20 protein-coding genes and 1 pseudogene are annotated in these 22,247 nt (G+C 66.7%); 16 read left to right on the top strand and 5 right to left on the bottom strand.

All coding sequences use genetic code 11. From position 1 onward, the window contains the following. Positions 1 to 273 precede the first annotated feature (273 nt). The 12 genes and pseudogenes from ACQY39_RS07600 (at position 274) to ACQY39_RS07545 (ending at position 12,453) form a co-directional block, all read left to right on the top strand. Positions 274 to 2,349 carry a cytochrome c biogenesis protein ResB gene (locus tag ACQY39_RS07600; RefSeq protein WP_428510749.1) on the top strand — a complete coding sequence of 692 codons (2,076 nt, stop codon included), beginning with the start codon at positions 274 to 276 and terminating at the stop codon, positions 2,347 to 2,349. Further along, positions 2,346 to 3,725, top strand: a complete 1,380-nt coding sequence (gene ccsB, locus ACQY39_RS07595; RefSeq protein WP_428504936.1) for a c-type cytochrome biogenesis protein CcsB — start codon at positions 2,346 to 2,348, stop codon at positions 3,723 to 3,725. The genes ACQY39_RS07600 and ccsB overlap by 4 nt, the downstream gene beginning before the upstream one ends. Before the next feature lie 14 nt (positions 3,726 to 3,739). After that, complete coding sequence (locus tag ACQY39_RS07590) at positions 3,740 to 4,558, top strand: substrate-binding periplasmic protein (protein WP_428504934.1); 819 nt, start codon at positions 3,740 to 3,742, stop codon at positions 4,556 to 4,558. A gap of 115 nt (positions 4,559 to 4,673) precedes the next feature. Then, the gene (gene msrP, locus ACQY39_RS07585) at positions 4,674 to 5,672 is read left to right on the top strand and encodes a protein-methionine-sulfoxide reductase catalytic subunit MsrP (RefSeq protein ID WP_428504932.1); all 999 of its coding nucleotides are present in this window, start codon (positions 4,674 to 4,676) and stop codon (positions 5,670 to 5,672) included. A gap of 11 nt (positions 5,673 to 5,683) precedes the next feature. After that, positions 5,684 to 6,295: a sulfite oxidase heme-binding subunit YedZ gene (locus ACQY39_RS07580; protein ID WP_428504930.1), complete on the top strand. Its 612-nt coding sequence runs from the start codon at positions 5,684 to 5,686 to the stop codon at positions 6,293 to 6,295. Between the two features lie 204 nt (positions 6,296 to 6,499). Then, positions 6,500 to 7,279 (top strand): annotated as a pseudogene (locus ACQY39_RS07575) (NAD(P)/FAD-dependent oxidoreductase); the annotation flags it as partial. Between the two features lie 210 nt (positions 7,280 to 7,489). Beyond that, complete coding sequence (locus ACQY39_RS07570) at positions 7,490 to 7,858, top strand: dihydroneopterin aldolase (RefSeq protein WP_263517155.1); 369 nt, start codon at positions 7,490 to 7,492, stop codon at positions 7,856 to 7,858. Positions 7,859 to 8,012: 154 nt separating this feature from the next. Further along, positions 8,013 to 8,996, top strand: coding sequence for a tRNA 2-thiocytidine(32) synthetase TtcA (ttcA, locus tag ACQY39_RS07565; protein WP_428510747.1), 984 nt, complete (start codon positions 8,013 to 8,015; stop codon positions 8,994 to 8,996). A gap of 84 nt (positions 8,997 to 9,080) precedes the next feature. Next, on the top strand, positions 9,081 to 9,704 hold the full coding sequence (locus ACQY39_RS07560) for a DUF4136 domain-containing protein (protein ID WP_428504928.1): 624 nt from the start codon (positions 9,081 to 9,083) through the stop codon (positions 9,702 to 9,704). A gap of 105 nt (positions 9,705 to 9,809) precedes the next feature. Further along, entirely contained in the window at positions 9,810 to 11,201 is a 1,392-nt protein-coding gene (gene glmU / locus ACQY39_RS07555) for a bifunctional UDP-N-acetylglucosamine diphosphorylase/glucosamine-1-phosphate N-acetyltransferase GlmU (RefSeq protein ID WP_428504926.1), read from the top strand. A gap of 139 nt (positions 11,202 to 11,340) precedes the next feature. Then, entirely contained in the window at positions 11,341 to 11,814 is a 474-nt protein-coding gene (locus ACQY39_RS07550) for a hypothetical protein (RefSeq protein WP_428504924.1), read from the top strand. 102 nt (positions 11,815 to 11,916) lie between these two features. After that, on the top strand, positions 11,917 to 12,453 hold the full coding sequence (locus tag ACQY39_RS07545) for an SRPBCC family protein (RefSeq protein ID WP_428504922.1): 537 nt from the start codon (positions 11,917 to 11,919) through the stop codon (positions 12,451 to 12,453). A 147-nt stretch (positions 12,454 to 12,600) separates the two neighbouring features. Here the strand turns inward: ACQY39_RS07545 and ACQY39_RS07540 are convergent, their stop codons facing one another. Then, positions 12,601 to 13,530 (bottom strand): transposase, encoded by a 930-nt coding sequence (locus ACQY39_RS07540; RefSeq protein WP_428504920.1) that lies wholly within the window; start codon positions 13,528 to 13,530, stop codon positions 12,601 to 12,603. A gap of 86 nt (positions 13,531 to 13,616) precedes the next feature. Further along, a complete protein-coding gene (locus ACQY39_RS07535; RefSeq protein WP_428504918.1) occupies positions 13,617 to 14,120 on the bottom strand; it encodes a thioredoxin family protein in 504 nt (167 codons plus the stop codon). A gap of 93 nt (positions 14,121 to 14,213) precedes the next feature. Here ACQY39_RS07535 and ACQY39_RS07530 point away from each other — a divergent pair, with 93 nt between their 5' ends. The 4 genes from ACQY39_RS07530 (at position 14,214) to ACQY39_RS07515 (ending at position 17,179) form a co-directional block, all read left to right on the top strand. After that, positions 14,214 to 15,140: a DUF808 domain-containing protein gene (locus tag ACQY39_RS07530; protein WP_428504916.1), complete on the top strand. Its 927-nt coding sequence runs from the start codon at positions 14,214 to 14,216 to the stop codon at positions 15,138 to 15,140. An 88-nt stretch (positions 15,141 to 15,228) separates the two neighbouring features. After that, positions 15,229 to 15,456 (top strand): hypothetical protein, encoded by a 228-nt coding sequence (locus tag ACQY39_RS07525; RefSeq protein WP_263516802.1) that lies wholly within the window; start codon positions 15,229 to 15,231, stop codon positions 15,454 to 15,456. Positions 15,457 to 15,516: 60 nt separating this feature from the next. Beyond that, positions 15,517 to 16,164 carry a UPF0149 family protein gene (locus ACQY39_RS07520; RefSeq protein WP_428504914.1) on the top strand — a complete coding sequence of 216 codons (648 nt, stop codon included), beginning with the start codon at positions 15,517 to 15,519 and terminating at the stop codon, positions 16,162 to 16,164. 19 nt (positions 16,165 to 16,183) lie between these two features. Then, entirely contained in the window at positions 16,184 to 17,179 is a 996-nt protein-coding gene (locus ACQY39_RS07515) for an AraC family transcriptional regulator (protein ID WP_428504912.1), read from the top strand. 66 nt (positions 17,180 to 17,245) lie between these two features. On the opposite strand, the gene ACQY39_RS07510 is transcribed toward ACQY39_RS07515, so the two are convergent. The 3 genes from ACQY39_RS07510 to ACQY39_RS07500 form a co-directional block, all read right to left on the bottom strand. Continuing rightward, positions 17,246 to 17,962, bottom strand: coding sequence for a PEP-CTERM sorting domain-containing protein (locus ACQY39_RS07510; RefSeq protein ID WP_428504910.1), 717 nt, complete (start codon positions 17,960 to 17,962; stop codon positions 17,246 to 17,248). Between the two features lie 88 nt (positions 17,963 to 18,050). After that, positions 18,051 to 18,803, bottom strand: a complete 753-nt coding sequence (locus ACQY39_RS07505) for a hypothetical protein (RefSeq protein WP_428504908.1) — start codon at positions 18,801 to 18,803, stop codon at positions 18,051 to 18,053. A gap of 52 nt (positions 18,804 to 18,855) precedes the next feature. After that, positions 18,856 to 22,242 (bottom strand): hypothetical protein, encoded by a 3,387-nt coding sequence (locus ACQY39_RS07500; protein ID WP_428504906.1) that lies wholly within the window; start codon positions 22,240 to 22,242, stop codon positions 18,856 to 18,858. Between the last annotated feature and the right edge of the window lie 5 nt (positions 22,243 to 22,247).

The raw sequence follows: 22,247 nt of genomic DNA, 5'->3' as shown, positions 1-22,247 counted from the left end.
TGCACCTGATCACGAACAAGGCCGGTGAAGTTCACCGGCCTTTTTTCATGGGCTCGCCCTTGATACCTCGGGCCCACCGACAATCCTGCTTCCATGAGCGACACCCTTCCCTCCAGCGAGTACGCGCTTGACACCGTGCCGTCCGGCTTGGCGCCGACGGCTGCGCCCGAGCCTGCGGCACTGCCCGAACCCAGCGAAGCCGCGCCGCTTCCGGCGCCTGCAGCCATCGCCGCGCATTCGCCAGGCCGGGAGCTGCTCGACCTGCTGGCCTCGATGCGCTTTGCCATCGCCCTGCTGACCATCATCTGCATCGCCTCGGTGATCGGCACCGTGGTCAAGCAGCGCGAGCCGCTCAACAACTACGTCAACCAGTTCGGCCCCTTTTGGGCCGAGGTGTTCGGCAAGTTCGACCTGTACACCGTCTACGGCGCCTGGTGGTTCCTGCTGATCCTGGCCTTTTTGGTCACCTCGACCAGCTTGTGCATCACGCGCAACGCGCCCAAGATCCTGCAAGATCTGCGCAATTTCAAGGAATCGGTGCGCGAACAATCGCTGCAGGCCCACCACCACAAGGCCATCCTGCAGCTGAGTCGGGCGCCCGAGGCGGCCCTGGCCGACCTGAAGAACCGCCTGAGCGCTGGCGGCTGGAAGACCAAGGTGCAGGTGCGGGACCGCGGCGTGATGCTGGCGGCCCGGCGCGGCGCGAGCAACAAGCTCGGCTATCTCGCGGCGCATTCGGCCATCGTGCTGGTGTGCTTGGGCGGCCTGCTCGATGGCGACCTGCTGGTGCGCGGCCTGATGTGGGCCCAGGGCAAGACGATTTATGAAGGCGGCGGCCTGATCAGCGAGGTCAAGCCCGAACACCGCCTGCCACCCAACAACCCAAGCTTCCGCGGCAATCTGATGGTGCCGGAAGGCGCCACAGCCGGTACGGCCGTCCTGTCCATGCCCAGCGGCGTGGTCCTGCAGGACCTGCCCTTCGACGTCGAGCTGAAGAAGTTCATCGTCGAGTATTACGAAACCGGCATGCCCAAGCTGTTCGCCAGCGACATCGTCATCCGTGACCGTGAGACCGGGCTGACGACCGAAAAGCGCGTCAAGGTCAATGAACCGGCCCAGCACCGCGGCATCGCCATCTACCAGAGCAGCTTCGAAGACGGCGGCTCCAGCCTCAAGCTGCAAGCTTTGCCCATGACCCGCAATGCCGGCGCGGCCAAGCCCTTCGCCATCGATGGCGTGGTCGGCGGCAGCACGCAGCTGGCCAGCAGCGATTCCAAGGACGGCGAAAGCCTGCGCCTGGAGTTCAACGGCCTGCGCGTCATCAATGTCGAGAACATGAGTTCCGGCGGCAAGGGTGGCAGCGGCAAGGAAGGCGGCACCGATGTGCGCGCCGTCGACCTGGTCAACCGCCTGCAGAACCATATGGGCAGCGGCGCCCGCGGTGGCGCTGACAAGGAGCTGCGCAATGTCGGCCCCTCCTTCAGCTACCGCCTGCGCGACGCCGCCGGTCAGGCCCGCGAATACAACAACTACATGCTGCCGGTCGACCTGGACGGGCAAAAGGTCTACCTGGCCGGCGTGCGCGAGACCCCGACCGAGGCCTTCCGCTACCTGCGTATCCCGGCCGATGCGGATCTCAGCCTGGACAGCTGGATGCGCTTGCGCCAGAGCCTGCTCGACCCGGAGCAGCGCGAGCGCGCCGCACGCCGCTACGCACAGGCGGCCACGCCCAATGACAAGCCGCAGATGACGCCCCAGTTGCAGGCCACGGCACGCCGTGCGCTCAATCTGTTCGCGGGTGCCGAGCCTGCCAAGGCCGACACCAGCGGCGGCTGGGGCGGCCTGCCGGCGCTGAGCCAATTCATCGAAAGTGAAGTGCCCGAGGGCGAGCGCCAGCGCGTCTCCGAGGTGCTGCTGCGCATCCTCAATGGCAGCCTGTTCGAGCTCTACAAGCTGGGCCGCGAGCAAGCCGGCCTGGGCGCCGCGACGGCGGATGCCAGCACCCAGGCCTTCATGACCCAGGCCGTGCTGTCCCTGTCGGACAGCATGTTCTACCCGGCGCCGGTGCTGCTGCAGCTGAACGACTTCAAGCAGGTGCAGGCCAGCGTATTCCAGGTGACCCGCGCGCCCGGCCAGAAACTGGTCTACTTAGGCGCGGTGCTCCTGATCATCGGCGTGTTCGCCATGCTCTACATCCGCGAGCGCCGCCTGTGGCTGTGGCTGGAACCCAGCCCGGGCCAACCGGAAACCACACGGGTGCGCATGGCCATGGCCAGCACGCGCGAGTCGCCGGACCTGGCCACCGAGTTCGAACAATTGCAAGGCTATCTCTTGAAGGAAGGCGTATGAACAGCGCAAGCAGCAGCACCGTCAGCGCAGGCCGCCCCGCGGTCCGCGGCCAGGACCTGGGCTACTTCTCCGGACGCAACGCCATCGACTGGGGCTTCGCCGCCCTGATCCTGGCCGGCGGCCTGTTCGCCTTCTCGCGCTACGGCGCCTCCATGGACGGCTATGAGAAAGGCATCCTGATCTGTGCCTTGCCGGCCCTGATCGCCCTGGGCTGGTTCTGGGCGCCGCTGCGCTGGCTGTGTGCCGGCGTGGGCGCAGCCAGCCTGCTGGCCATCGGCCTCTACGTCCAGACGCCTGACGCCTTCGGCGCCGATCTGGCCGCGGCCGACAAGGTGTTTTGGCTCAAGTACGCCCTGTCCAGCCAAAGCGCGATCCTGTGGATGAGCGTGCTCTTCTACATGGCCACGTTGTTCTACTGGGGCGGCTTTTTCACCCAGCGCGGCGAGACCAGCGCTGCTGAAGCCATCGGCTCGCGCCTGACCTGGGCTGCTGTTTTCATGGCCCTGGTGGGCACCATGGTGCGCTGGTTCGAAAGCCACCAGATCGCGCCCGACATCGGCCACATCCCGGTCAGCAACCTCTACGAAGTCTTCGTGCTGTTCGCCTGGATGACAGCGCTGTTCTACCTGTACTACGAAGCGAAGTTCAAGACCCGCGCCCTGGGCGCCTATGTGCTGCTGGTGATCAGCGCGGCAGTCACTTTCCTGCTCTGGTACACGGTGGCGCGCGAAGCGCATGAGATCCAGCCCCTGGTGCCGGCCCTGCAGAGCTGGTGGATGAAGATCCATGTACCCGCCAATTTCGTCGGCTACGGCACCTTCGCCCTGGCCGCCATGGTGGCACTGGCTTATCTGCTCAAGACCGCCAGCCTGCGTGCGCTGAGCCTGGGCCTGATCGCCATGCCGGCGGCGCTGATCGCCATGATTCTGGCGGCCCGCTTCGGCGCCGACCTGCCGGCCGAGACCATCGCCGGTCTGGATGGTTGGGCGCGCAAGATGGCCGGCCTGCTGGTCTTCTTCGTGCTGGCCGTGGCCCTGCGCAGCCGCCTGACGGCTCGCCTGCCCGAGCTGAGCACCCTGGACGACCTGATGTACAAGGCCATCGCCCTGGGCTTTGCCTTCTTCACCATCGCCACCATCCTCGGCGCCTTCTGGGCCGCCGAGGCCTGGGGCGGCTACTGGAGCTGGGACCCAAAGGAAACCTGGGCCCTGATCGTCTGGCTCAATTACGCGGCCTGGCTGCATATGCGCCTGATGAAGGGTTTGCGCGGCGCCGTCTCCGCCTGGTGGGCGCTGGCTGGCCTGGTGGTCACCACCTTCGCCTTCCTAGGCGTGAACATGTTCCTGTCCGGCCTGCATTCCTACGGCACGCTCTGAACCCCGGCCGCAGCATGCTGCCCACCGCCAGGCTCCCGCCGACACCGCTGTTGCGGTTCGCCGCGGGCCTGCTGGCGGCCCTGCTGCTGAGCTCGGCCCCCGCTTGGGGCCTGGACCTGCGCATCGCCACGGGCGAACTGCCGCCCTATGCCACGCAAAGCCGGGCCGATCAGGGCATCGCCCTGAACATCGTGCGCCGCGCCTTTGCCCTGGCGGGGCATCAGGTGGAATTCCATTTCCTGCCCTGGACCCGGGCACAGCAGGAAACCCGGCTCGGTCATTTCGATGCCTCCGCCTACTGGGGCGCATCGGCCGAGCGCCGGCGCGACTTCCTGCTCAGCGACAACGTGCTCACCGAGCAATGGCTGCTGGTGCACCCACGCAGCCTCAAGCTCGAATGGCAGAGCTTGGACGATCTGCGTGCCTACAAGATCGGCTTTGTGCGCGACTACACCTACACCCCGGAGCTCTGGGCCGCACTCAAGAACGGTGAACTCAAGGGTGACGCCACACCGACCGATCTCGCTGGTCTGCGCAAGCTGCTGCTGGGCCGCATCGACGTCTTGCCCATGGAGCGCAATGTGGCCTGTGACCTGCTGGCCCGCCATTTCAAACCGGCCGAAGCGGCCCGGCTCACCGCCCATCCGCGCCTGCTGACGGACAGCTTCACCACCCATCTGATCCTGCCGCCGCAAGTGGCCCGTAGCGCCGAGCTGCTGCGCGACTTCAACCTTGGCCTGAAGAAACTCAAGGACAGCGGGGAACATGCGCGTTTGCTGAAGTCCATGAGCTGCCCGGCAGGCTGGGCCGAAGCGGAAGGCCCGGGCCGCTGAGCCCGCGGCAGCAAGGTTTTTCCACCCTGCCGGGCAAAAAAACAGCCAGGCCCGTAAGCTTGCGGCCAGCCGCCACGACTGAGGGCGTCTCCTCTCGCTTTTGCAAAGGCCCGCCATGCCACGCTCTGCCCACATCCGCTCAAACGCCCCCCGGATCCTGCCCTCGGACATCACCCCGCAAGCGGTCTATCAAGAGCGCCGTCAATGGCTGCAGCTGATGGCCACCGGCGCTGCCGGGGCTGGCCTCGCCGCATGGGCCGGGCGCGAGGCCATGGCCCAGACCGCCGGGCCGGGCAAGCTGGCCAAGCTGCCCGGTGCGCGGAGTGCCGTGGCCGGAGCCATGAGCATGGACAAACTGAGCCGCTACGCCGACGCCACGGGCTACAACAACTTCTACGAATTCGGCACCGAGAAATCCGACCCGGCGCAGTACGCCGGCAGCCTGCGCCCGCGGCCCTGGACCGTGACGGTGGAAGGCGAAGTCGGCAAGCCCGGCAGCTTCGACCTGGATCAGCTGCTCAAGCTCAGCCCCATGGAAGAGCGCGTCTACCGCCTGCGCTGCGTGGAAGGCTGGAGTATGGTGATCCCCTGGGTCGGCTACTCGCTGGCCGAGCTGATCAAAAAGGTCGAACCCAACTCGCGCGCCAAGTACGTCGAGTTCATCAGCCTGGCGGACCGGTCCCAAATGCCCGGCCTGCGCAACGGGGTGCTGGACTGGCCCTACACCGAGGGGCTTCGCATCGACGAAGCCATGCATCCGCTGAGCCTGCTCGCCTTCGGCATGTATGGCGAAGTGCTGCCCAATCAGAACGGCGCACCGCTGCGACTGATCCTGCCCTGGAAGTACGGCTTCAAGTCGGCCAAGTCCATCGTCAAGATCCGCTTCGTGGAGAAGCAGCCGGTGTCCAGCTGGACCGAATCGGCGCCGCGCGAGTACGGCTTCTACTCCAACGTCAACCCGCTGGTCGACCACCCTCGCTGGAGTCAAGGCAGCGAGCGCCGCATCGGCGAAGACGGCCTGTTCACCAAGAAGCGGCCGACGCTGATGTTCAATGGTTACGCCGACCAGGTCGCCTCGCTGTACGCGGGCATGGATCTGAAAAAGTTCTATTGACCGGCGCCCCGATGGCTCGCCGCTCTCTTTGGCTGCATGCCGCCGCCAAGCCCCTGCTGTTCCTGATCTGCCTGCTGCCCCTGGCCTATCTGGTCTGGGGCGCCATCAGCGAGAACCTGGGCGCCAACCCGGCCGAGACCCTGATCCGCAGCCTCGGCGACTGGAGCTTGCGCGGTCTCTGCCTGACCCTGGCCGTGACGCCCTTGCGCGTCATCAGCGGCCAGCCGGCGTTGGCGCGCTTTCGCCGCATGCTGGGCTTGTTCAGCTTCTTCTATGCCAGCCTGCACCTGCTCGCCTATGCCTGGCTGGACATGGGCCTGGAGCCCGGCGACATCGCCGCTGACATCCTCAAGCGCCCCTTCATCTTGATGGGCTTCACGGCCTGGCTGATGCTGCTGCCGCTGGCCGCCACCTCCTTCAACCGCGTCATCAAGGCGCTGGGGGCGGCCCGCTGGCAGCGCCTGCATCGCCTGGTCTATCTGCTAAGCCTGGTCGCCCTCGCCCACTTCATCTGGATGCGGGCCGGCAAGAACAACTTTGCCGAGCCAGCCATCTATGGCGCGGTGCTCGCCCTGCTGCTGGGCTGGCGCTTGTGGCAGCGGGCACGCCGTCCGCGGCGCTGACAGCCAAGGCTGCCGCGGCGGGAGCGAGCCTGAGCCGTTCGGGCGGCCCAGGAACTTGATCATCAGCAGCTCAGGCCTTGTGCGCACTCTCACACGCTGCCGGCGCTTTGCGGCGTGACCCCGGCCCGCGGGAAGCCTGCCAAAGGCACGGGCGCGGGTGAGCGGGGATAATCCGGCGCTTTGGTCTTTGCCCCGTCCGCCACCATGCCCCATTCCACGCCTGACTCTCTGCCGCCGCAGCTCGATGTCGCCATCCTCGGTGGCGGGCCGGCTGGCTGCAGTGCCGCCTCCTGGCTGCAGCAGCTGGGCCTGCGCGTCGCGCTGGTGGAGCGGGCCGCTCAACTCTGCGCCGGCCTGCAAAGCTTGCAGTTCGGCCAAGACTGGGTGCTGGGCGCGCCCGGCCAGACGCTGGCCAGCCTGGGCCAGCAATACGCGCGCCAGGTCGAGCGCCTGAGCGAGGTACACACCGTGCTGGGCCAGAGCTGCGCCCACGTGGACTGGCTGGCCGGCGAAGGCTGGCGCCTGCGCCTGGAGGACGGGCAGGTGCTGCAAGCACGTGCCCTGTTGTTGGCCACCGGCCTGAAGCCGCTGCGCCCGGAAGCCTTCTTCCCCAGCCGACAGCCCCACCCGCGCGTGCTGGACGCACTCAGCCTGACCGCCTGCCGCGAGCAACTGGCGCCGGCGCGCATCCTGCTGCTGGGCGGCGGCGACAACGCGGCCGAGAACGCGCTCTACCTGCAGGCACGCGGCCACCAGGTCACGCTCTGGTCGCGCAGCGACTGGCGCGCCCAACAGCGCCTGGTGGAGCGCATCCAGGGCATGGCCGACGCCATCCACACCCGCCTGCCCAGCCCGATGCCGAGCCGCCTGCAGCCCGATGAGGCTGGGGTCACCGTGCATTCGCAAGCCTTTGGCGAAGAGCGCTTTGAGCATGTGGCCGTGCTGCTGGGCTTCGAGGCCGAACCCAGCGCCTGGCTGCAGGTTGGCGATGCGCTCCAGCGCGCCGGCATCACGGCGCCGTCGCACCCCTTCCGTGACGAGCCGCGCTTCGCGCCCTTGGGCCTGTTCGTGGCCGGCGATACCAGCGGCCGCCAGCACCCTTGCGTGCAAACCGCGCTCGGCGACGGGGTCGTGGCGGCCAAGGCCGTCGAGGCCTTTTTGCGCCCGCTGCACGAGGGCCAGCCCAGCCTGGCGATGCGCCGCAACAACCGCCAGATCATCCACATCACCGGCCTGCGCTTCGGCGCCAACCTCGGCGTGTTGGACTTCGAACGCGAAGGCCCTCAGCCCATCCAGGTTGATGCCGAAGTGAACCTCGGCGCCCAGCAGATCGTCTCGCGCGACGCCGACATCGGCCATGTGCTGGACTACCGTCGCGTGCGCACCATCATCATCGACGAATGCACGGCCGAGCACACCGACTTGCTCGAAGCCTTGCTGGGCAAGCTCTGCACCCGCTTGATGAAGCTGCCCGGCGTGGCCGGCGTGCGCATCAAGGTCACCAAACTCGAAATCTTCCCCGACTGCCAAGTCGCCATCAGCGCCGAATGCGGCCAGTGGTAGTGGACCACCCCGACGCGCTTCGCGCACCCCTCAAGGGGCAGCGCCCGGTGGCCCGGCAGAGCCGGCTCCACGCGCGCCACGCGAAGATTCGCAGCCCCTGGCGGGGCGCTCAATGACACAGACTGCCGCGATAGCAAGGACAGACCCCATCATGCTGAACACCCAAGACGCCCCCACCCTGAACCTCGACCTGCCCAGCCAACTGGAAGCCGCCGCGCCGGCCAGCGATGAAAGCAGCGCCAAGGACAAAAAGACCTCGGTCGAGCTGAACAAGCTGTCCAAGCGCCTGCACCGCCAGGTGGGCCAGGCCATCGTCGACTACAACATGATCGAGGAGGGCGACAAGGTCATGGTCTGCCTCTCGGGCGGCAAGGACAGCTATTCGCTGCTGGACATCCTGCTGAACATGCAGAAACGCGCGCCGATCAAGTTCGACATCGTCGCCGTCAACCTCGACCAGAAGCAGCCCGGCTTCCCCGAGCATGTGCTGCCCGAATACCTGAAGTCGCGCGGCATTCCTTTCCACATCGAGGAGCAGGACACCTACTCCATCGTCAAGCGCCTGGTGCCGGAAGGCAAAACCACCTGCAGCCTGTGCTCGCGCCTGCGCCGCGGCAACCTCTACCGCGTGGCGGAGGAGCTGGGCGCCACCAAGATCGCCCTGGGCCACCACCGCGACGACATCATCGTCACCCTGCTGCTGAATATGTTCTTCGGCGCGCGCATGAAGGGCATGCCGCCGAAACTGGTCAGCGACACCGGCAAGCATGTGGTGATTCGCCCCCTGGCCTATGTGGCCGAACCCGATCTGGTGCGCTGGGCCGCGCATCGCGATTTTCCCATCATTCCCTGCAACCTGTGCGGCAGCCAGGAGAACCTGCAGCGCGTGCAGGTCAAGGCCATGATCAACGACTGGGAGAAGAAGTTCCCAGGTCGCATCGAGAACATGTTCAGCGCCATGGGCAATATCGTGCCCTCGCACATGATGGACCGCGATCTCTTCCCCTTCCAAACCCTCAAGGCCGACGGCCGGCCCGACGCCAACGGCGACATCGCCTTCGACGAGGACGAGGCTTGCAGCACGCCGCAAACCAACGCCGGCCCGTCCGTGATCAGCATCCACCGTCAAGAACAGTAAAGCTTCGCCTACACAAGAGACACAAAGCGCGCGCGGAATCGGTTCACAATCAAAGCCATCAGAACAATACGTTAGGAGCACGCCATGCACATTCCTCGTCGTTCCCTTTTGGCCGCCTTGGGCGCCGTCGCCGCACTGGGCCTGAGTGCCTGCAGCGGCCCTTACAGCATCAGCAGCGAAGTTTCCAGCTTCGGCAGCTGGCCCGAGAGCCGCAAGCCCGGCAGCTTTGCGTTTGAACGCCTGCCCTCGCAGGCCCAGGCGGGCGCCATCGCCGACAACCAGGCCCGCATCGAGGCCAGCGCTCGCGCGGCCCTGCTGAAAGCCGGCTTCACCGAAGCCGCTGACGCGAAAAGTGCCGACGTGCTGGTGTCCCTGGGTATGCGCGTGGACGCCCAGGACCGCGCACCCTGGGACGACCCGCTGTGGTGGCGCTGGCAAGGCAGCTACTCGCACTGGCGCTACGGCGGCCTGGGCCGCATCGGCATGTACCACCCCTCGGACATGCTGGACCGCCGCTATGACCGTTCGGTGGCCGTGCTGCTGCGTGACCGCCAGAGCGCCGAGCCGCTTTACGAAGCCCGCGCCAGCAATGAAGGCATGACCCAAGGCCCGAGCGAGCTGGCCGGAGCCCTGTTCGAAGCCGCACTGAGCGATTTCCCCAAGGTGCGACCTGAGCCGCACCGCGTGGTGGTGCAAGCCATTCGATAAGCCAGCCCCCCGTGGCAAGCCCCCAGCGGGCTGTCATGCGGGCCGGCTGATAATCAGCGCTTCACTGAAACCTCACGGGGCGGTCACCGCCCCGCTTGCATTCACATGGCGCTGAACATTGTCATCATGGCCGCGGGCAAGGGCACCCGCATGAAATCGGCCTTGCCCAAGGTCTTGCACAAGCTGGCCGGCCGCTCGCTCTTGCGCCATGTGCTCGACATGACGCAGGGCCTGCAAGCCCAGCGCAATGTGGTCATCACCGGCCATGGCGCGGACGCGGTGGAAGCCGCTGTCGCCGGCCCCGGCGTGCAGTTCGTGCGCCAGATGCCCCAACTGGGCACCGGCCACGCCATCCAGCAGGCCGTGCCGGCCCTGCCCGAGGACGAGGGCACGACCCTGATCCTGAACGGCGATGTGCCCCTGATCAAGCAAGCCACCGCTCAAGCCTTGGTCCAAGCCTGTGATGGCAAGGCCCTGGTGCTGCTGACCATCCACCTGAGCGACCCGACCGGCTACGGCCGCATCGTGCGCCAGGGCGGCCAAGCGGACGGCAACGTGCTGGCCATCGTCGAACACAAAGATGCCAGCGCTGAGCAGCGCACCATCCGCGAGGGCTACACCGGCATGATGGCCGCCCCTACCGGCGCACTGAAACGCTGGGTCGGCCAACTCAAGAACGAGAACGCCCAGGGCGAGTACTACCTGACCGACATCGTCGCCATGGCCGTGGCCGAAGGCGTGCCGGTGCTGGGCATTGCCGCACCGAACGAGACCGAGGTGCTGGGCGTCAACAGCCCCGTGCAGCTGGCCGACCTGGAACGCCGCTTCCAACTGGAGCAGGCTGAAACCCTGCTGGAAGCCGGTGTGCGCCTGGCCGACCCGCGCCGCTTTGATCTGCGCGGCTCGCTGAGCTGCGGCCAGGACGTGGAAATCGACGTCAACTGCGTGTTCGAAGGCACCGTGATCCTCGGCGACAACGTCCGCATCGGCGCCAACTGCGTGATCCGCAATGCCAGCATCGGCGCCGGCACCCGCATCCATGAGTTCACCCACATCGACGGCGAGAAGGCCGGCGGCGCCCAGGTCGGCGCTGGCGCCCTGATCGGCCCCTTCGCCCGCCTGCGCCCCGGCGCAGACCTCGGTGACGAGGTCCACATCGGCAATTTCGTCGAAGTCAAGAACTCCACCCTGGCCAAGGGCGCCAAGGCCAACCACCTGGCCTATCTCGGCGACGCCACCGTGGGCGAGCGCGTCAACTACGGCGCCGGCTCCATCACCGCCAACTACGACGGCGCCAACAAGCACCGCACCGTGATCGGCGCTGACGTCCATGTGGGCAGCAACTGCGTGCTGGTCGCGCCGGTCGAAATCGGCGCGGGCGCCACGATCGGCGGGGGTTCCACCATCACCAAGCCGGTGGCGGCGGGCGAGCTGAGTGTGGCGCGCGGCAAACAGGTGGCCATCGCCGGCTGGAGCCGGCCGCTCAAGAAACGCTGAGATCGGCCGAGCGGGCGTGATAATCACACGCAGGCTTGGCTCCGCCTGGTGTTGCACCCCCGTCTGCGGGGGCGCGCCAGTCGGGCTCAGCGCCTAGGATTTCGCAACGGGTTCCTTCAGCAGTCTCAAAGGGCACATCATGGCGCGCAATCTCACAGCATCCAGGCGAGGTCTGACCGACTCCACCACGGTCGACTCCGCAGGCACCCAAGGTGAAGAGGCTCTTGTGATCGACAGTTCCTGGCAGACGCTGGACGAGATCCAGGCCCGCGAAGAGCAGCAAGCGCGCGCTGAGGCCCTGGAAACCCAAGCCCTTTACCAAGCCCAATGCGATGACGCGGCCAGCGCCTGCTGGTACTTGTGCCGCAGCCTGGGCCTGGCGCGCCAGATGGAGGCCGACGGCGAGCCCACACTGGAGCTCTTGTTCCAACTGCTGGGAGCTTTGTCCGATCTGCCTGCCGAGGTGAGCACGGCCCCCGTTCCCGAAGCTGTGGGCGCCGACACCCTCGGTGTGTTTGAACTCTGCCAACAACTGGCCGCCGCCCGCGAGTTGAGCCAGGAAGCCTGGGTCGACGCCGAGCTGGCCGCGCCGCGTCAGGCCCTGACACACTGAATGAAGCGCTGAAGCGCAGCCAGTCTCCCCGCAAGGGCGCCGCACCCCCGTGCCGCGCCCTTTTTTGTTCTTGAGTTTGCCCGCCACTTTGGAGTCCTGCCCATGAGAGTGCTCAAGTTCCTAGCCATGGCCGTGATCGGTCTGCTCGCGCTGCTGCTGATCGGCGGCCTGCTGCTGTCCCCGAAGTTCCATGTCAGCCGCAGCGTGCAGATCGCTGCCAGCCCCGACAAGGTCTATGCCCTGGTGGCCAGCCCGCGCCAATGGAAGCTGTGGAGCGTCTGGAATCAGCGCGACCCGGCCATGCAGATCGACTACAGCGGCCCAGAGTCGGGCGCGGGCGCCGTCTGGGCTTGGCGGAGCAAGACCGAGGGCGACGGCAAGATGAGCTTCACCTCGGCCGAGCCGGGCCAGCGCGTCGCCTATGAGCTCTACTTCCCCGACTTCGGCACCACCTCGCGAGGCGAACTGCGCTTGTCCGCCAAGGACGGGGGCACCGAACTGAGCTGGCTCATGGATGGCGATATGGGCAGCAACCCCTTGTTCCGCTGGCTGGCCTTGTTTGCCGACGGCATGGTCGGCAAAGACTTCGAGGCCGGCCTGGCCCGCCTCAAGCAGGTGAGCGAGCAGCAACAGCCCTGAATCAGGCCAGCCGCCAGCCGGTCGCAGAGCGCGGCTGCCTCAATTTGCAGCAAGACAAGACAAAACCTCTGCAATCAAGCACTTGGCGCGTCTATGGGCGCCTTGCCCACGTGCTTATCCACAGCAGGCGGGGATAGAGCCGACACCTCAGCCAGGCATCCGGCCGCGCTCCACCCCAGCGATCAGACGGCTGACACGCGACACCGACAGGCCGAGTTCGGCCGCCAAGGCGGTCATGGACCAGCCGCCCTCGGTGTGGGCGCTGTACAGCGCCTGTTCCCGGCTGGGGTTGGCCGCCAAACATTCTTCCCACGCGGTGCGAGCAGGCCCCCCGGTGGCCGAGCCGGGGCCCGGGCGAGCGCGGGCGGCCTGACGCGGCACCCCGACAGCCTTGCTTGCAGCAGCAAGGGCCGCAGCCGCCGCTCTGGCGGCCGCCTTCATGCGTTTGACGAAAGCGGCATCGCCGAGAAAGATCTGTTGCCGCAAGCGTCCGGCCCAGAGGTCCAGATCCGGCTGACTGGCCACCAAGTCGGCATAACGGTCCGCTGCACGCCGCCGGTCCAGAGCGCCGCGCAGGCTGCGGCCCAGCACAAAGGCGTGCAGGCCATCGGAATCGAGCCAGGGCGGAGCCGGCTCCAGGCCGATATGCGCGCGGTAGCTTGACCAAGACCAGGCCGCCAGGTCCCGAACCAAGCCCAGGCGCAAAGGGCTCAGCTCGACATAGCAGCAGGCGTCGAGCAGATGGGCTTCTCGGTCCACCAGCACAGCTTTGAAGCGGCCATGAAACAGCGGCCCTTCGCTGCCATGGCGGCGGTTGTGGTGTTGGGTGTAGACCCCGTTCAAATGGCGCATCAGGCGCGAGAGATTGGCCTGGCGGGTGAACAGCAGCAGCTGGAAATGATCGGGCAGCAGGCAGTAGGCCAGCACCTGGGCGTCAAAGCGCTGCATGGTCTGGGCGACCAGCCCCAGCAGCGCGCGCCGATCGGCGTCATCAACACAGGCCGCAACACCTGGGTCGCAGCGCGAACTGAGCAGGTAAACAGCGCCGGGAATTTCGATGCGAGGAGGACGGGCCATGCACCAACTTAGATGCGCGGCGTGCAAAAGGCAAGAAAAGGCAAGGCTTGACCCCTGTAGCGGGGACAGGTCATGCCCAGCCGGGGTCAGGTCTTGCCGTGCAGGCCTTCCAGCACCTTGAGCACGGCCTCGTCGCCCATATTGCGGGCGTCGGCCAGCTCGCCACCATTGGTAGCCTTGAGCACGCTGCCGTCATTGGCCAGCACGGCCACAGCCGGGATGCCCTTCTTGAGGGAGACGCCGATCTGCGCTGCCAGATCGACATTGCGGTCGAAGCGGCCGACATTGACCTTGAGCACCACCAGGCGCTTGCCAACATGCTCGGACAGGCTGCCGGCGCTCATCTTGCGGTCCAGGGCCAGGCAGTCGCCACACCAGTTGGCGCCAAACACCAGCAACACGTTCTTGCGCTGGGCTTGGGCGGTGGCCAGGGCCTGGTTGAGCTCGGCGCGGGCGTCGGCCAGTTCGTTGTAGACCAGCTTGGCCACCGTGGCAGCCGGCGCCGGGGCAGTGGTCTGCGCCAGCACCGGCGCTGCGAAGCACAGGCTGCTGAGGGCCAGGCTGCTGAGGAGAGCGGTCTTCTTGATCATGGTGAGCGGCGGTCTGGGTGGACGATTCGCGAGTTTGCCATGCCGAATGCGGTACAAAGCTGCACTTCACCACTCTGCTTCCGCCAAAACTCCATGGCCGCTTCCAGCCTTCTGGCTCTGATCGACGACATCGCCACCATCCTCGACGATGTGGCCCTGCTGGCCAAAGTCGCGGCCAAGAAGACCACCGGGGTGCTCGGCGATGACCTGGCATTGAACGCTCAGCAGGTGGCCGGCGTGGCGGCCGAGCGCGAGCTGCCCGTGGTCTGGGCCGTGGCCAAAGGCTCCATGCTCAACAAGGCCATCCTGGTGCCGGCGGCGCTGGCCATCAGCGCCTGGGCCCCATGGGCGGTGACGCCGCTGCTGATGCTGGGCGGCGCCTTCCTGTGCTTCGAAGGTTTCGAGAAGCTGGCGCACAAATTTCTGCACAGCAAAGACGAACTGGCCGCAGATCACCAAGCACTCAGCGCCGCGGCCTTGGCGCCCGAACAAGACCTTGTGGCTTTCGAGCGCGACAAGATCAAAGGCGCCATCCGTACCGATTTCATCCTCTCGGCCGAGATCATCGCCATCACGCTGGGCACGGTGGCCCAGTCGCCCTTCATGACACAGCTGCTGGTGCTCAGCGGCATCGCCGTGGCCATGACGGTCGGGGTCTACGGCTTGGTGGCCGGCATCGTCAAGCTCGACGACGCCGGCCTTTACCTGAGCCAGCGCGGCGGCGCCGCAACCCAGGCCCTAGGGCGCGGCCTGCTCGCCGCGGCCCCCTGGTTGATGAAGGCCCTGGCCTTGGCCGGCACGGTCGCCATGTTCCTGGTCGGCGGCGGCATCCTCAGCCACGGCCTGCCCGCCCTGCACCACCTCAGCGAAAGCCTGGCCATAGCCATGGGCTCACTGTCTTGGCTGGGACCGGTCTTGTTCGACGGCGCGGTCGGCTTGGTGGCGGGCGCCCTTTGCCTGGCTGCGCACAGCGCCTTCGTCAGACTCAAGGCTCGCCTGGGCGGCCAGACGCTGGCATAGTCGTTCATTCACTCCCGCTGTGCCGCAAGCGCGTGCGGCCACGCGGGGCCAGGTCTTGCCTGCCCGCACCCAGAGTAGGATTCGCCCCATGAAGACGTACACCATCGAAATCCAGAAGTTCAAGGCTGCCTCCAACAACATCCACGGCCAGATGCTGCTCAAGGTCGACGCCCTGGTCAGCCCCAAGGCCGCCGTCGAGGGCATCGAGCCCAGCACCATCCTGGCGCTGACCGAGGCCAATGCCCGCGTGTTGATGGCCTTGCTCAAGACCCAGTTGCAAGAGTTCGACGGCAAAAAGGCACGCAGCCGCTTCTGATTTCGCGGCCCGCGCCCGGGCCCGCAGGCCCATGGCGCGCGCAACAGCGACAATGGCGCCATGGAATATCCCCAATACAAGCCCCAGTCCGACCATCTGCCCCTCAACGACGAGGAGCTGTCCACCCTGGACGACATGCTGATCAAGCTGCCGGTCGAGGCTGCGATGAACATCGAGGCGCTCGATGGCTATCTGGTCGGGCTGCTGCTGAGCCCGCAACGCCTGGCCGATCTGCCGGGCGCCGATTGGCTGCCCACGGTCTGGGGCGGCGATGGCGAGGACCTGGAAGCGGACAGCAAGTCCGAGAACTACCCCTTCGTCAGCGGCAAGCAGCGCAAGCGCGTGACCTTGCTGGTGCTGCGCCATCTGCAGTCCATCGAATGGCAACTCAATGCCAAGCCCGAGCTCTGGGAGCCGATCTTCAGCGTTGCTGAGGACGACAAGGGCGATCTGGTCGATGCCGAGGAATGGGCGATCGGTTTCCTGACCGCCGTGGACCTGGCTCCCGAAGCCTGGGCGCCGCTGTTCGACGACGCGGTCACCGGTCCTCTGCTGGCCCCCATCGCCCTGCTGGGCGGCGACGAGGCCACCCTCAGCGACGCGCAACGCGCCCAGCTGGCCGACTTGAAGCAGAAGGATGAGTTGAGCCGCGCCGTGCTCGACCACGTACTGAAGCTCTGGGAACTCCGCAAGGCCAAGCAAGGCTGAGGACGGCCCCAGGGCAGGCATGGCAAACGAGCCCAGCGCGGCCCACCGGCAGCGCCACGCGCAGCGCATGAATGCGCTGCTCGACCACATCGACCGGCATCTCGACCAAACGCTCGAATTGAGCAGCTTGGCCGAGCGCATGCACTTCTCGCCCTTTCATTTCCACCGCGTGTTCGCGGCCTGGATGGGCGAGACCTTGGGCGACTACCTGCGCCACCGCCGCCTCGATGTGTCCGCCCTGATGCTGGCACAGCCCGAGCCGCGCTCGGTGCTCGAAGTCGCCCTGACCGTGGGCTTTGGCTCCAGCGAAGCCTTTGCGCGTGCCTTCAAACTGCGCTTTGGCCAGACGCCCAGCGCCTGGCGCCTGGACAGCCCGCAGCGCTGGGCGCGCGAACTGGCACATTCGCGCGAGCAACAGGCCTTGCGCCACCGCCCGCCGCAAGCCTTGCTGAGCAATCTGGATCAGACAGAGCGCAATCTCGATCAGGCCGACGCGACCTGTGCTGAAGAAGATACAGGCTCTTGTTTCACTTCAGAGAGCCAGATGCACATCAGCCTCCAACAACTGCCCCCGACCCGGGTGGCCTACCTCCGCCACATCGGGCCCTACGGCCAGCGCGTCCACAAATTCTGGATGAACACCGTGCTGCCCTGGCGTCAGGCTCAGGGCCTGGAACAGCGTGCCTGCTACGGCATCGGCCATGACGACCCCAGTCTCGCCGCGCCTGAGCAATGTCGCTACGACGCCTGCGTCGAGGTCGACGCCGACTTCATCGCCCGCAGCCCGGCCAGCATCCAGGACCTGCCCGGCGGTCGCTACGCCGTGGCCCAGTTCCGCGGAAGCCTGGCTGACTTCAGCCATGCCTGGACCGAGCTGCTACGCGGCTGGCTGCCCTCCAGCGGAATGCAAATCGATGGCCGCCCGGTCTTCGAGCATTACCCGCCGGGCGCCGACTACGACCCCACCACGGGCATCTTCAGCTGCGAACTCTGCCTGCCGGTGAAGGCGAGCTGAGTGACCTTCACGCCCGTCCTGGACGCGAAGGCATCAAACCTCGACGTGGATCTGCGCAGCTTTCGCTCAGACGCCCGCGCGGCGGCGACGACGGGCCAGCAAGCCGATCGCACCCATGCCGGCCAGCATCAAGATGTAGCTGCTGGGCTCCGGCACCGGAGCCGTCACCAGGGCGTCGACCGAGCTTTCAAAGGCTGCTTCGCTCAAGCCGCGGTTGAAGACAATGTAGAAGGAATCGGACGCGGCATAGTCGTCCGATTTCAGCTTCAGCTCAATCAGGTAGGCGCCCACCGGTGCGTTGGGGGTCACCGACATCTTCAGGTGATCATGGATGGTGCCGCCCGCGGAGACCTCAGAGACATACTGGGTTTCGCCCTGGCTCACACCACCGAAGGTCCAGGTGGTCGGCGCATCTTGGTAGACATCGGCAATGGTCACCCCGTAGGCCGCAGCTGACGCGCCCCAATTCACGCCATTCCAGAAGCTCAAGGCGCCCAGGCCCTCGAAGGAGATCAGTGCGCCCGGCTTGAGCAGGCCGCCGGCCTGGGTCTGGAAGCCTGGGTCCTTGGTGGCCCAGGGTCCGCTGGCAAGATCGCCGAAATCGGCCTCGTAGATGTTGAAGCCGGTCACCCCGTGGGTTTCAAAGTGCGAGCCACCGACGATCAATTTGCCGTTGACGGCCGAGACCGAGATGTCGCCCGCATGGTCTTCACCGGCCACGGCCCAGACCGGCAGTACAGCGAGGGCCGCAAAGGCCAGCTTGATGGACAGTTTCTTCAGCATGAAAATTCTCCTAGCAGTGATTTCAGATGGAACCAATGTGCCAACCCAATGGCATGAACAACTTGATCATTATGCAACTCACTTGCATTTAATGAACTACTAACCCCCTAATTGGAGGGGCCGCTCTGCGCCCGGTCTGACGGCGCCATGAGGCGAGCCACAAAGCCACGAGTCCTAGAGCCAAGACGACAGCCGATGTCGGCTCGGGAACCGGCGAGGTCTGCATGAAGGCTTCGCGCGCGCGCTGGAAGGACGCCTCATCAAGCCCGCGGTTCAGGACCATGTAGAAGGGGTCAGAGCTCAAATAGTCCGTCGAATTCAAGCGCAGGGTGATTTGGTAGGCGCCCAGGGCTGCGCCTTCGGTGACCGAGAACACCAGGTGTTCATGCAACTTGCCTGATGCGCGGGTCTCCCCCAGCAGTTGGCTGGATCCAGGAGTAAACCCGGCGGAGGACCAGATGCTGTCCACCTCCAGGTAGTCGGATACCTTCAGCTGCGTGCCGGACGGCGCCAGGCTCCAGCGCGCGCCGTCCCAAAAGCTGAGCGCGCCCAGGCCTTCAAATCCGATCTCCACCCCAGGCTTCAGTCGCTCGCTGCCCTGAGTCTGGAAGCCAGGGTTGCTGGTGGCCCAGGGACCATGAAAGAGATCGCCCAGATCGGCACGGTAGATGTTGAAGCCGGTCGAGGCATGGATCTCGACCCGCTGCCCTCCCAGCTTCAGCTGCCCCTCGCGCGCCGACACGGCCACATCGCCGGCATGGTCGGCCGCCCAGGCGGAAACGGCCGCGCTTGCGGTCAGCACGCCGGCCCCCAGCCATCGATACATCGTTGTTCTCATCATTCGGGTCCTCACTCCTTAGTCAAAACAAGAAATAGATAACAAGCGTCCAGGCTCAGCGGCGTGGTCGTTCCCACGGCAGCTGCACCGAAGGCGTCCAGGGCGAGGTCGGCGCGCGCGCCGGGGGCAGGGGCTTGACCGGTGGTGGGTGGCACAGTGCCTCGGTGGCTTCGCTCCAGCGTCCTTCGGTGCACCGAAAGCTGGCCGAGCCCGTGTTGGGCACCTGGCTGTCTTGCAACTGCAGCAGACCGCCCGAGGGGCTGGCAGGCGCCACCGCCTCGCAGCGCTCACCGGCCTGCATCCAGCCCAGGGCCTGCGTCGCACAAGGCTTGGGCGGTGGCGCCTGGCAGCTGGCGTCGCTGGCACCACTCCATTGCCCTTGCTTGCAGGCAAAGCGCGCAGAGCCGGTCAGCGGCTCTTGCTGATCCACGGCTATACTGCTGCCACCGGAAGCCGTTTCGGGTACGGTGGCGCTACAGACCAAGCCGCCCACATCCCAGCTCAGCGTGCGGCTGGGGCAGGCCGGTGGTGGCGCTTCGCTGCAGCGCGGCATGCCAGCCGCAGCGCTCCAGCGCCCATCGCTGCAGCTGTAGGAAGCCTGGCCTATGGTCGGCGCCACGCTGTCCAGCACGGTCTGCGAGGCCCCCGAGGCGGCCCCGACCAAGTTCCCCGAGCAGCTGGCGCCGGCCTCGCTCCAAGTGACCGCCTGCGCGACGCATGCCGCCAAGATCTGTAGCGCGCAACGAGCGCGTTGCGGCGCGCTCCAGCGACCGTCTTGGCAGCTGAAACTGGCATCGCCCACCGAAGGGCCGATCTGATCAAACAGCTGTTGCTCCGTGCCCGAGGCAGCGCTGGTGGTCATGGCGCCGCAAGCGTGCCCAGCCACTGTCCAGCTCAAACTCTGCGCCACACAAGGCTTGGGCGGTGGCGCCTGGCAACTGGCGTCGCTGACACCACTCCATTGCCCTTGCTTGCAGGCAAAGCGCGCAGAGCCGGTCAGCGGCTCTTGCTGATCCACGGCCATACTGCTGCCACCGGAAGCCGTTTCGGGTACGGTGGCGCTACAGACCAAGCCGCCCACATCCCAGCTCAGCGTGCGGCTGGGGCAGGCCGGTGGTGGCGCTTCGCTGCAGCGCGGCATGCCAGCCGCAGCGCTCCAGCGCCCATCGCTGCAGCTGTAGGAAGCCTGGCCTATGGTCGGCGCCACGCTGTCCAGCACGGTCTGCGAGGCCCCCGAGGCGGCCGCGACCAAGTTCCCCGAGCAGTTGGCGCCGGCCTCGCTCCAGGTGACTGCCTGCGCGACGCAAGCCGCCAAGATCTGTGGCGCGCAACGAGCGCGTTGCGGCGCGCTCCAGCGACCGTCTTGGCAGCTGAAACTGGCATCGCCCACCGAAGGGCCGATCTGATCAAACAGCTGTTGCTCCGTGCCCGAGGCAGCGCTGGTGGTCATGGCGCCGCAAGCGTGCCCAGCCACTGTCCAGCTCAAACTCTGCGCCACACAAGGCTTGGGCGGTGGCGCCTGGCAACTGGCGTCGCTGACACCACTCCATTGCCCTTGCTTGCAGGCAAAGCGCGCAGAGCCGGTCAGCGGCTCTTGCTGATCCACGGCCATACTGCTGCCACCGGAAGCCGTTTCGGGTACGGTGGCGCTACAGACCAAGCCGCCCACATCCCAGCTCAGCGTGCGGCTGGGGCAGGCCGGTGGTAGCGCTTCGTTGCAGCGCGGCACGCCAGCCGCAGCGCTCCAGCGCCCATCGCTGCAGCTGTAGGAAGCCTGGCCTGTGGTCGGCGCCACGCTGTCCAGCACGGTCTGCGAGGCCCCCGAGGCGGCCCCGACCAAGTTCCCCGAGCAGCTGGCGCCGGCCTCGCTCCAGGTGACCGCCTGCGCGACGCAAGCCGCCAAGATCTGTGGCGCGCAACGAGCGCGTTGCGGCGCGCTCCAGAGACCGTCTTGGCAGCTAAAGCTGGCATCGCCCACCGAAGGGCCGATCTGATCAAACAGCTGTTGCTCCGTGCCCGAGGCTGCTGCCGCCGTCGTGGCGCCGCAGCTGTGCCCGTCCACTGTCCAGCTCAGGCTCTGGGCCGTGCAGGCCGCAGGCAGCGGCACGGCACAGCTCGCGGCCGAGGCGGCACTCCATTGCCCGCTACGGCACTCAAAGCGAGCCGCGCCAGTGGCGGGCGCCTGCCGATCTTCGACCTGCAGACTCAAGCCCGAGCTCGTTGCACTGGCCGAGCCTGAGCAGCTGACACCGCCGACACTCCAACTGAGCTGCTGAGCCGCGCAGGCAGGCGGCGGCGGCACGGCACAGCGGCTGCGGCTGGGTGTGCTCCATTGCCCAGCAACACAGCTGAAGCTGGCCTCGCCCAAGGCGGGGGCGATGTTGTCGGTCAGCACCAGGCTCTGCCCCGACTCGGTCGCCGCTGCGGTGGCACTGCAGCTCTGGCCGTCCACGGTCCAGCTCAGGGTTTGCGCCGGGCACGCGGGCGGAGGCGGCAAGCTGCAGCTGGCCTGGCTGGGCGATCCCCAGCGCCCGCTGCTGCAGCTGAAGCGCGCACTGCCGGTAGCCGGCGCCGTGCTGTCGTCCAGTGTGAGCGTGGTGCCCGAGGCGGCCTCGTCTGCAGTGGCCGAGCAGCTCGCCGCACCCACCGACCAGCTCAGCGTCTGCGCTGCACAGGGCGGAGTGATCCGGGCCGCGAAAGCCTGCTGCATCTGCTGGGTGTTGATGCCCGACTCGAAGATGACGTGGAAGGGCTGCGAGGCCAGGTATTTGGGTTGGCCCGAGACCAGAACAGGAGACCACAGTTCCAGGGTCACCAGGTAGGCGCCGACCGGCGGTGTGCCACTGCTGGCCGAGATCTTCCAGTCGAGGTGGGAGTGGAAGGTGCCGCCAATCTTGGTCTCATCGATCAGAGCGGTCAGCGGGCCGGCAATGCCTTGCGAATCAAAGCGCGTGCCCGCGGCGTAGTAGGCGTACTGGTCTGCCCAAAGCGTGGGATTGGTGCTGTAGCCCAGCACCACTTCGGGCGGGATGCCGCCGAACAAAGTGATCTTGACGCCCGTTGGCGCAGCCCCCCATTTGCCGGTCGCGGGCGACCAGTACTGCAGGCGGCCCAGGGCGCGAAAGTGGATCTGCTCCGCCGACGCAAACCACCCGTTGAAGGCCTGGAAGCCTGGGTTGGCCGTGGCGTACTTGCCGCCAGGAAAGTCGCCGAAGTAGGCCGGAAACAGGCGGTAGCCCGTGAGCCCGTCGATGGGCAGCTGCCCCGCCAAGCCGAGGTCGCCGTAAAAGTCGGTCTCGATGCGACTGCCCGCCACCGGGCCTTTGTCGGTGCGCAGCTCGACGTCGAAATGCTGCGCCCAAGCACCGCCACCCAGACCGGCGAGCGCCAAGCCAAGAAACCCGACCCGCAGCAGATGGGCAAGCACAGCGAAAGCGGACATGAATC

It is taken from the genome of Roseateles sp., assembly GCF_965262435.1.
Classification (GTDB): Bacteria; Pseudomonadota; Gammaproteobacteria; order Burkholderiales; family Burkholderiaceae_C; genus Paucibacter_A.
The sequence above is the reverse complement of the archived record's forward strand: the minus strand, read 5'-3'. Positions and strand labels throughout refer to the sequence as shown.

Coding starts and splice junctions, on each gene's coding strand:
- ACQY39_RS07600 (WP_428510749.1), top strand. CDS start 274: ATGCGCTTTGCCATCGCCCTGCTGACCATCATCTGCATCGCCTCGGTG.
- ccsB (WP_428504936.1), top strand. CDS start 2,346: ATGAACAGCGCAAGCAGCAGCACCGTCAGCGCAGGCCGCCCCGCGGTC.
- ACQY39_RS07590 (WP_428504934.1), top strand. CDS start 3,740: ATGCTGCCCACCGCCAGGCTCCCGCCGACACCGCTGTTGCGGTTCGCC.
- msrP (WP_428504932.1), top strand. CDS start 4,674: ATGCCACGCTCTGCCCACATCCGCTCAAACGCCCCCCGGATCCTGCCC.
- ACQY39_RS07580 (WP_428504930.1), top strand. CDS start 5,684: ATGGCTCGCCGCTCTCTTTGGCTGCATGCCGCCGCCAAGCCCCTGCTG.
- ACQY39_RS07570 (WP_263517155.1), top strand. CDS start 7,490: ATGCGCCGCAACAACCGCCAGATCATCCACATCACCGGCCTGCGCTTC.
- ACQY39_RS07560 (WP_428504928.1), top strand. CDS start 9,081: ATGCACATTCCTCGTCGTTCCCTTTTGGCCGCCTTGGGCGCCGTCGCC.
- glmU (WP_428504926.1), top strand. CDS start 9,810: ATGGCGCTGAACATTGTCATCATGGCCGCGGGCAAGGGCACCCGCATG.
- ACQY39_RS07550 (WP_428504924.1), top strand. CDS start 11,341: ATGGCGCGCAATCTCACAGCATCCAGGCGAGGTCTGACCGACTCCACC.
- ACQY39_RS07545 (WP_428504922.1), top strand. CDS start 11,917: ATGAGAGTGCTCAAGTTCCTAGCCATGGCCGTGATCGGTCTGCTCGCG.
- ACQY39_RS07540 (WP_428504920.1), bottom strand. CDS start 13,530: ATGGCCCGTCCTCCTCGCATCGAAATTCCCGGCGCTGTTTACCTGCTC.
- ACQY39_RS07535 (WP_428504918.1), bottom strand. CDS start 14,120: ATGATCAAGAAGACCGCTCTCCTCAGCAGCCTGGCCCTCAGCAGCCTG.
- ACQY39_RS07530 (WP_428504916.1), top strand. CDS start 14,214: ATGGCCGCTTCCAGCCTTCTGGCTCTGATCGACGACATCGCCACCATC.
- ACQY39_RS07525 (WP_263516802.1), top strand. CDS start 15,229: ATGAAGACGTACACCATCGAAATCCAGAAGTTCAAGGCTGCCTCCAAC.
- ACQY39_RS07520 (WP_428504914.1), top strand. CDS start 15,517: ATGGAATATCCCCAATACAAGCCCCAGTCCGACCATCTGCCCCTCAAC.
- ACQY39_RS07515 (WP_428504912.1), top strand. CDS start 16,184: ATGGCAAACGAGCCCAGCGCGGCCCACCGGCAGCGCCACGCGCAGCGC.
- ACQY39_RS07510 (WP_428504910.1), bottom strand. CDS start 17,962: ATGCTGAAGAAACTGTCCATCAAGCTGGCCTTTGCGGCCCTCGCTGTA.
- ACQY39_RS07505 (WP_428504908.1), bottom strand. CDS start 18,803: ATGATGAGAACAACGATGTATCGATGGCTGGGGGCCGGCGTGCTGACC.
- ACQY39_RS07500 (WP_428504906.1), bottom strand. CDS start 22,242: ATGTCCGCTTTCGCTGTGCTTGCCCATCTGCTGCGGGTCGGGTTTCTT.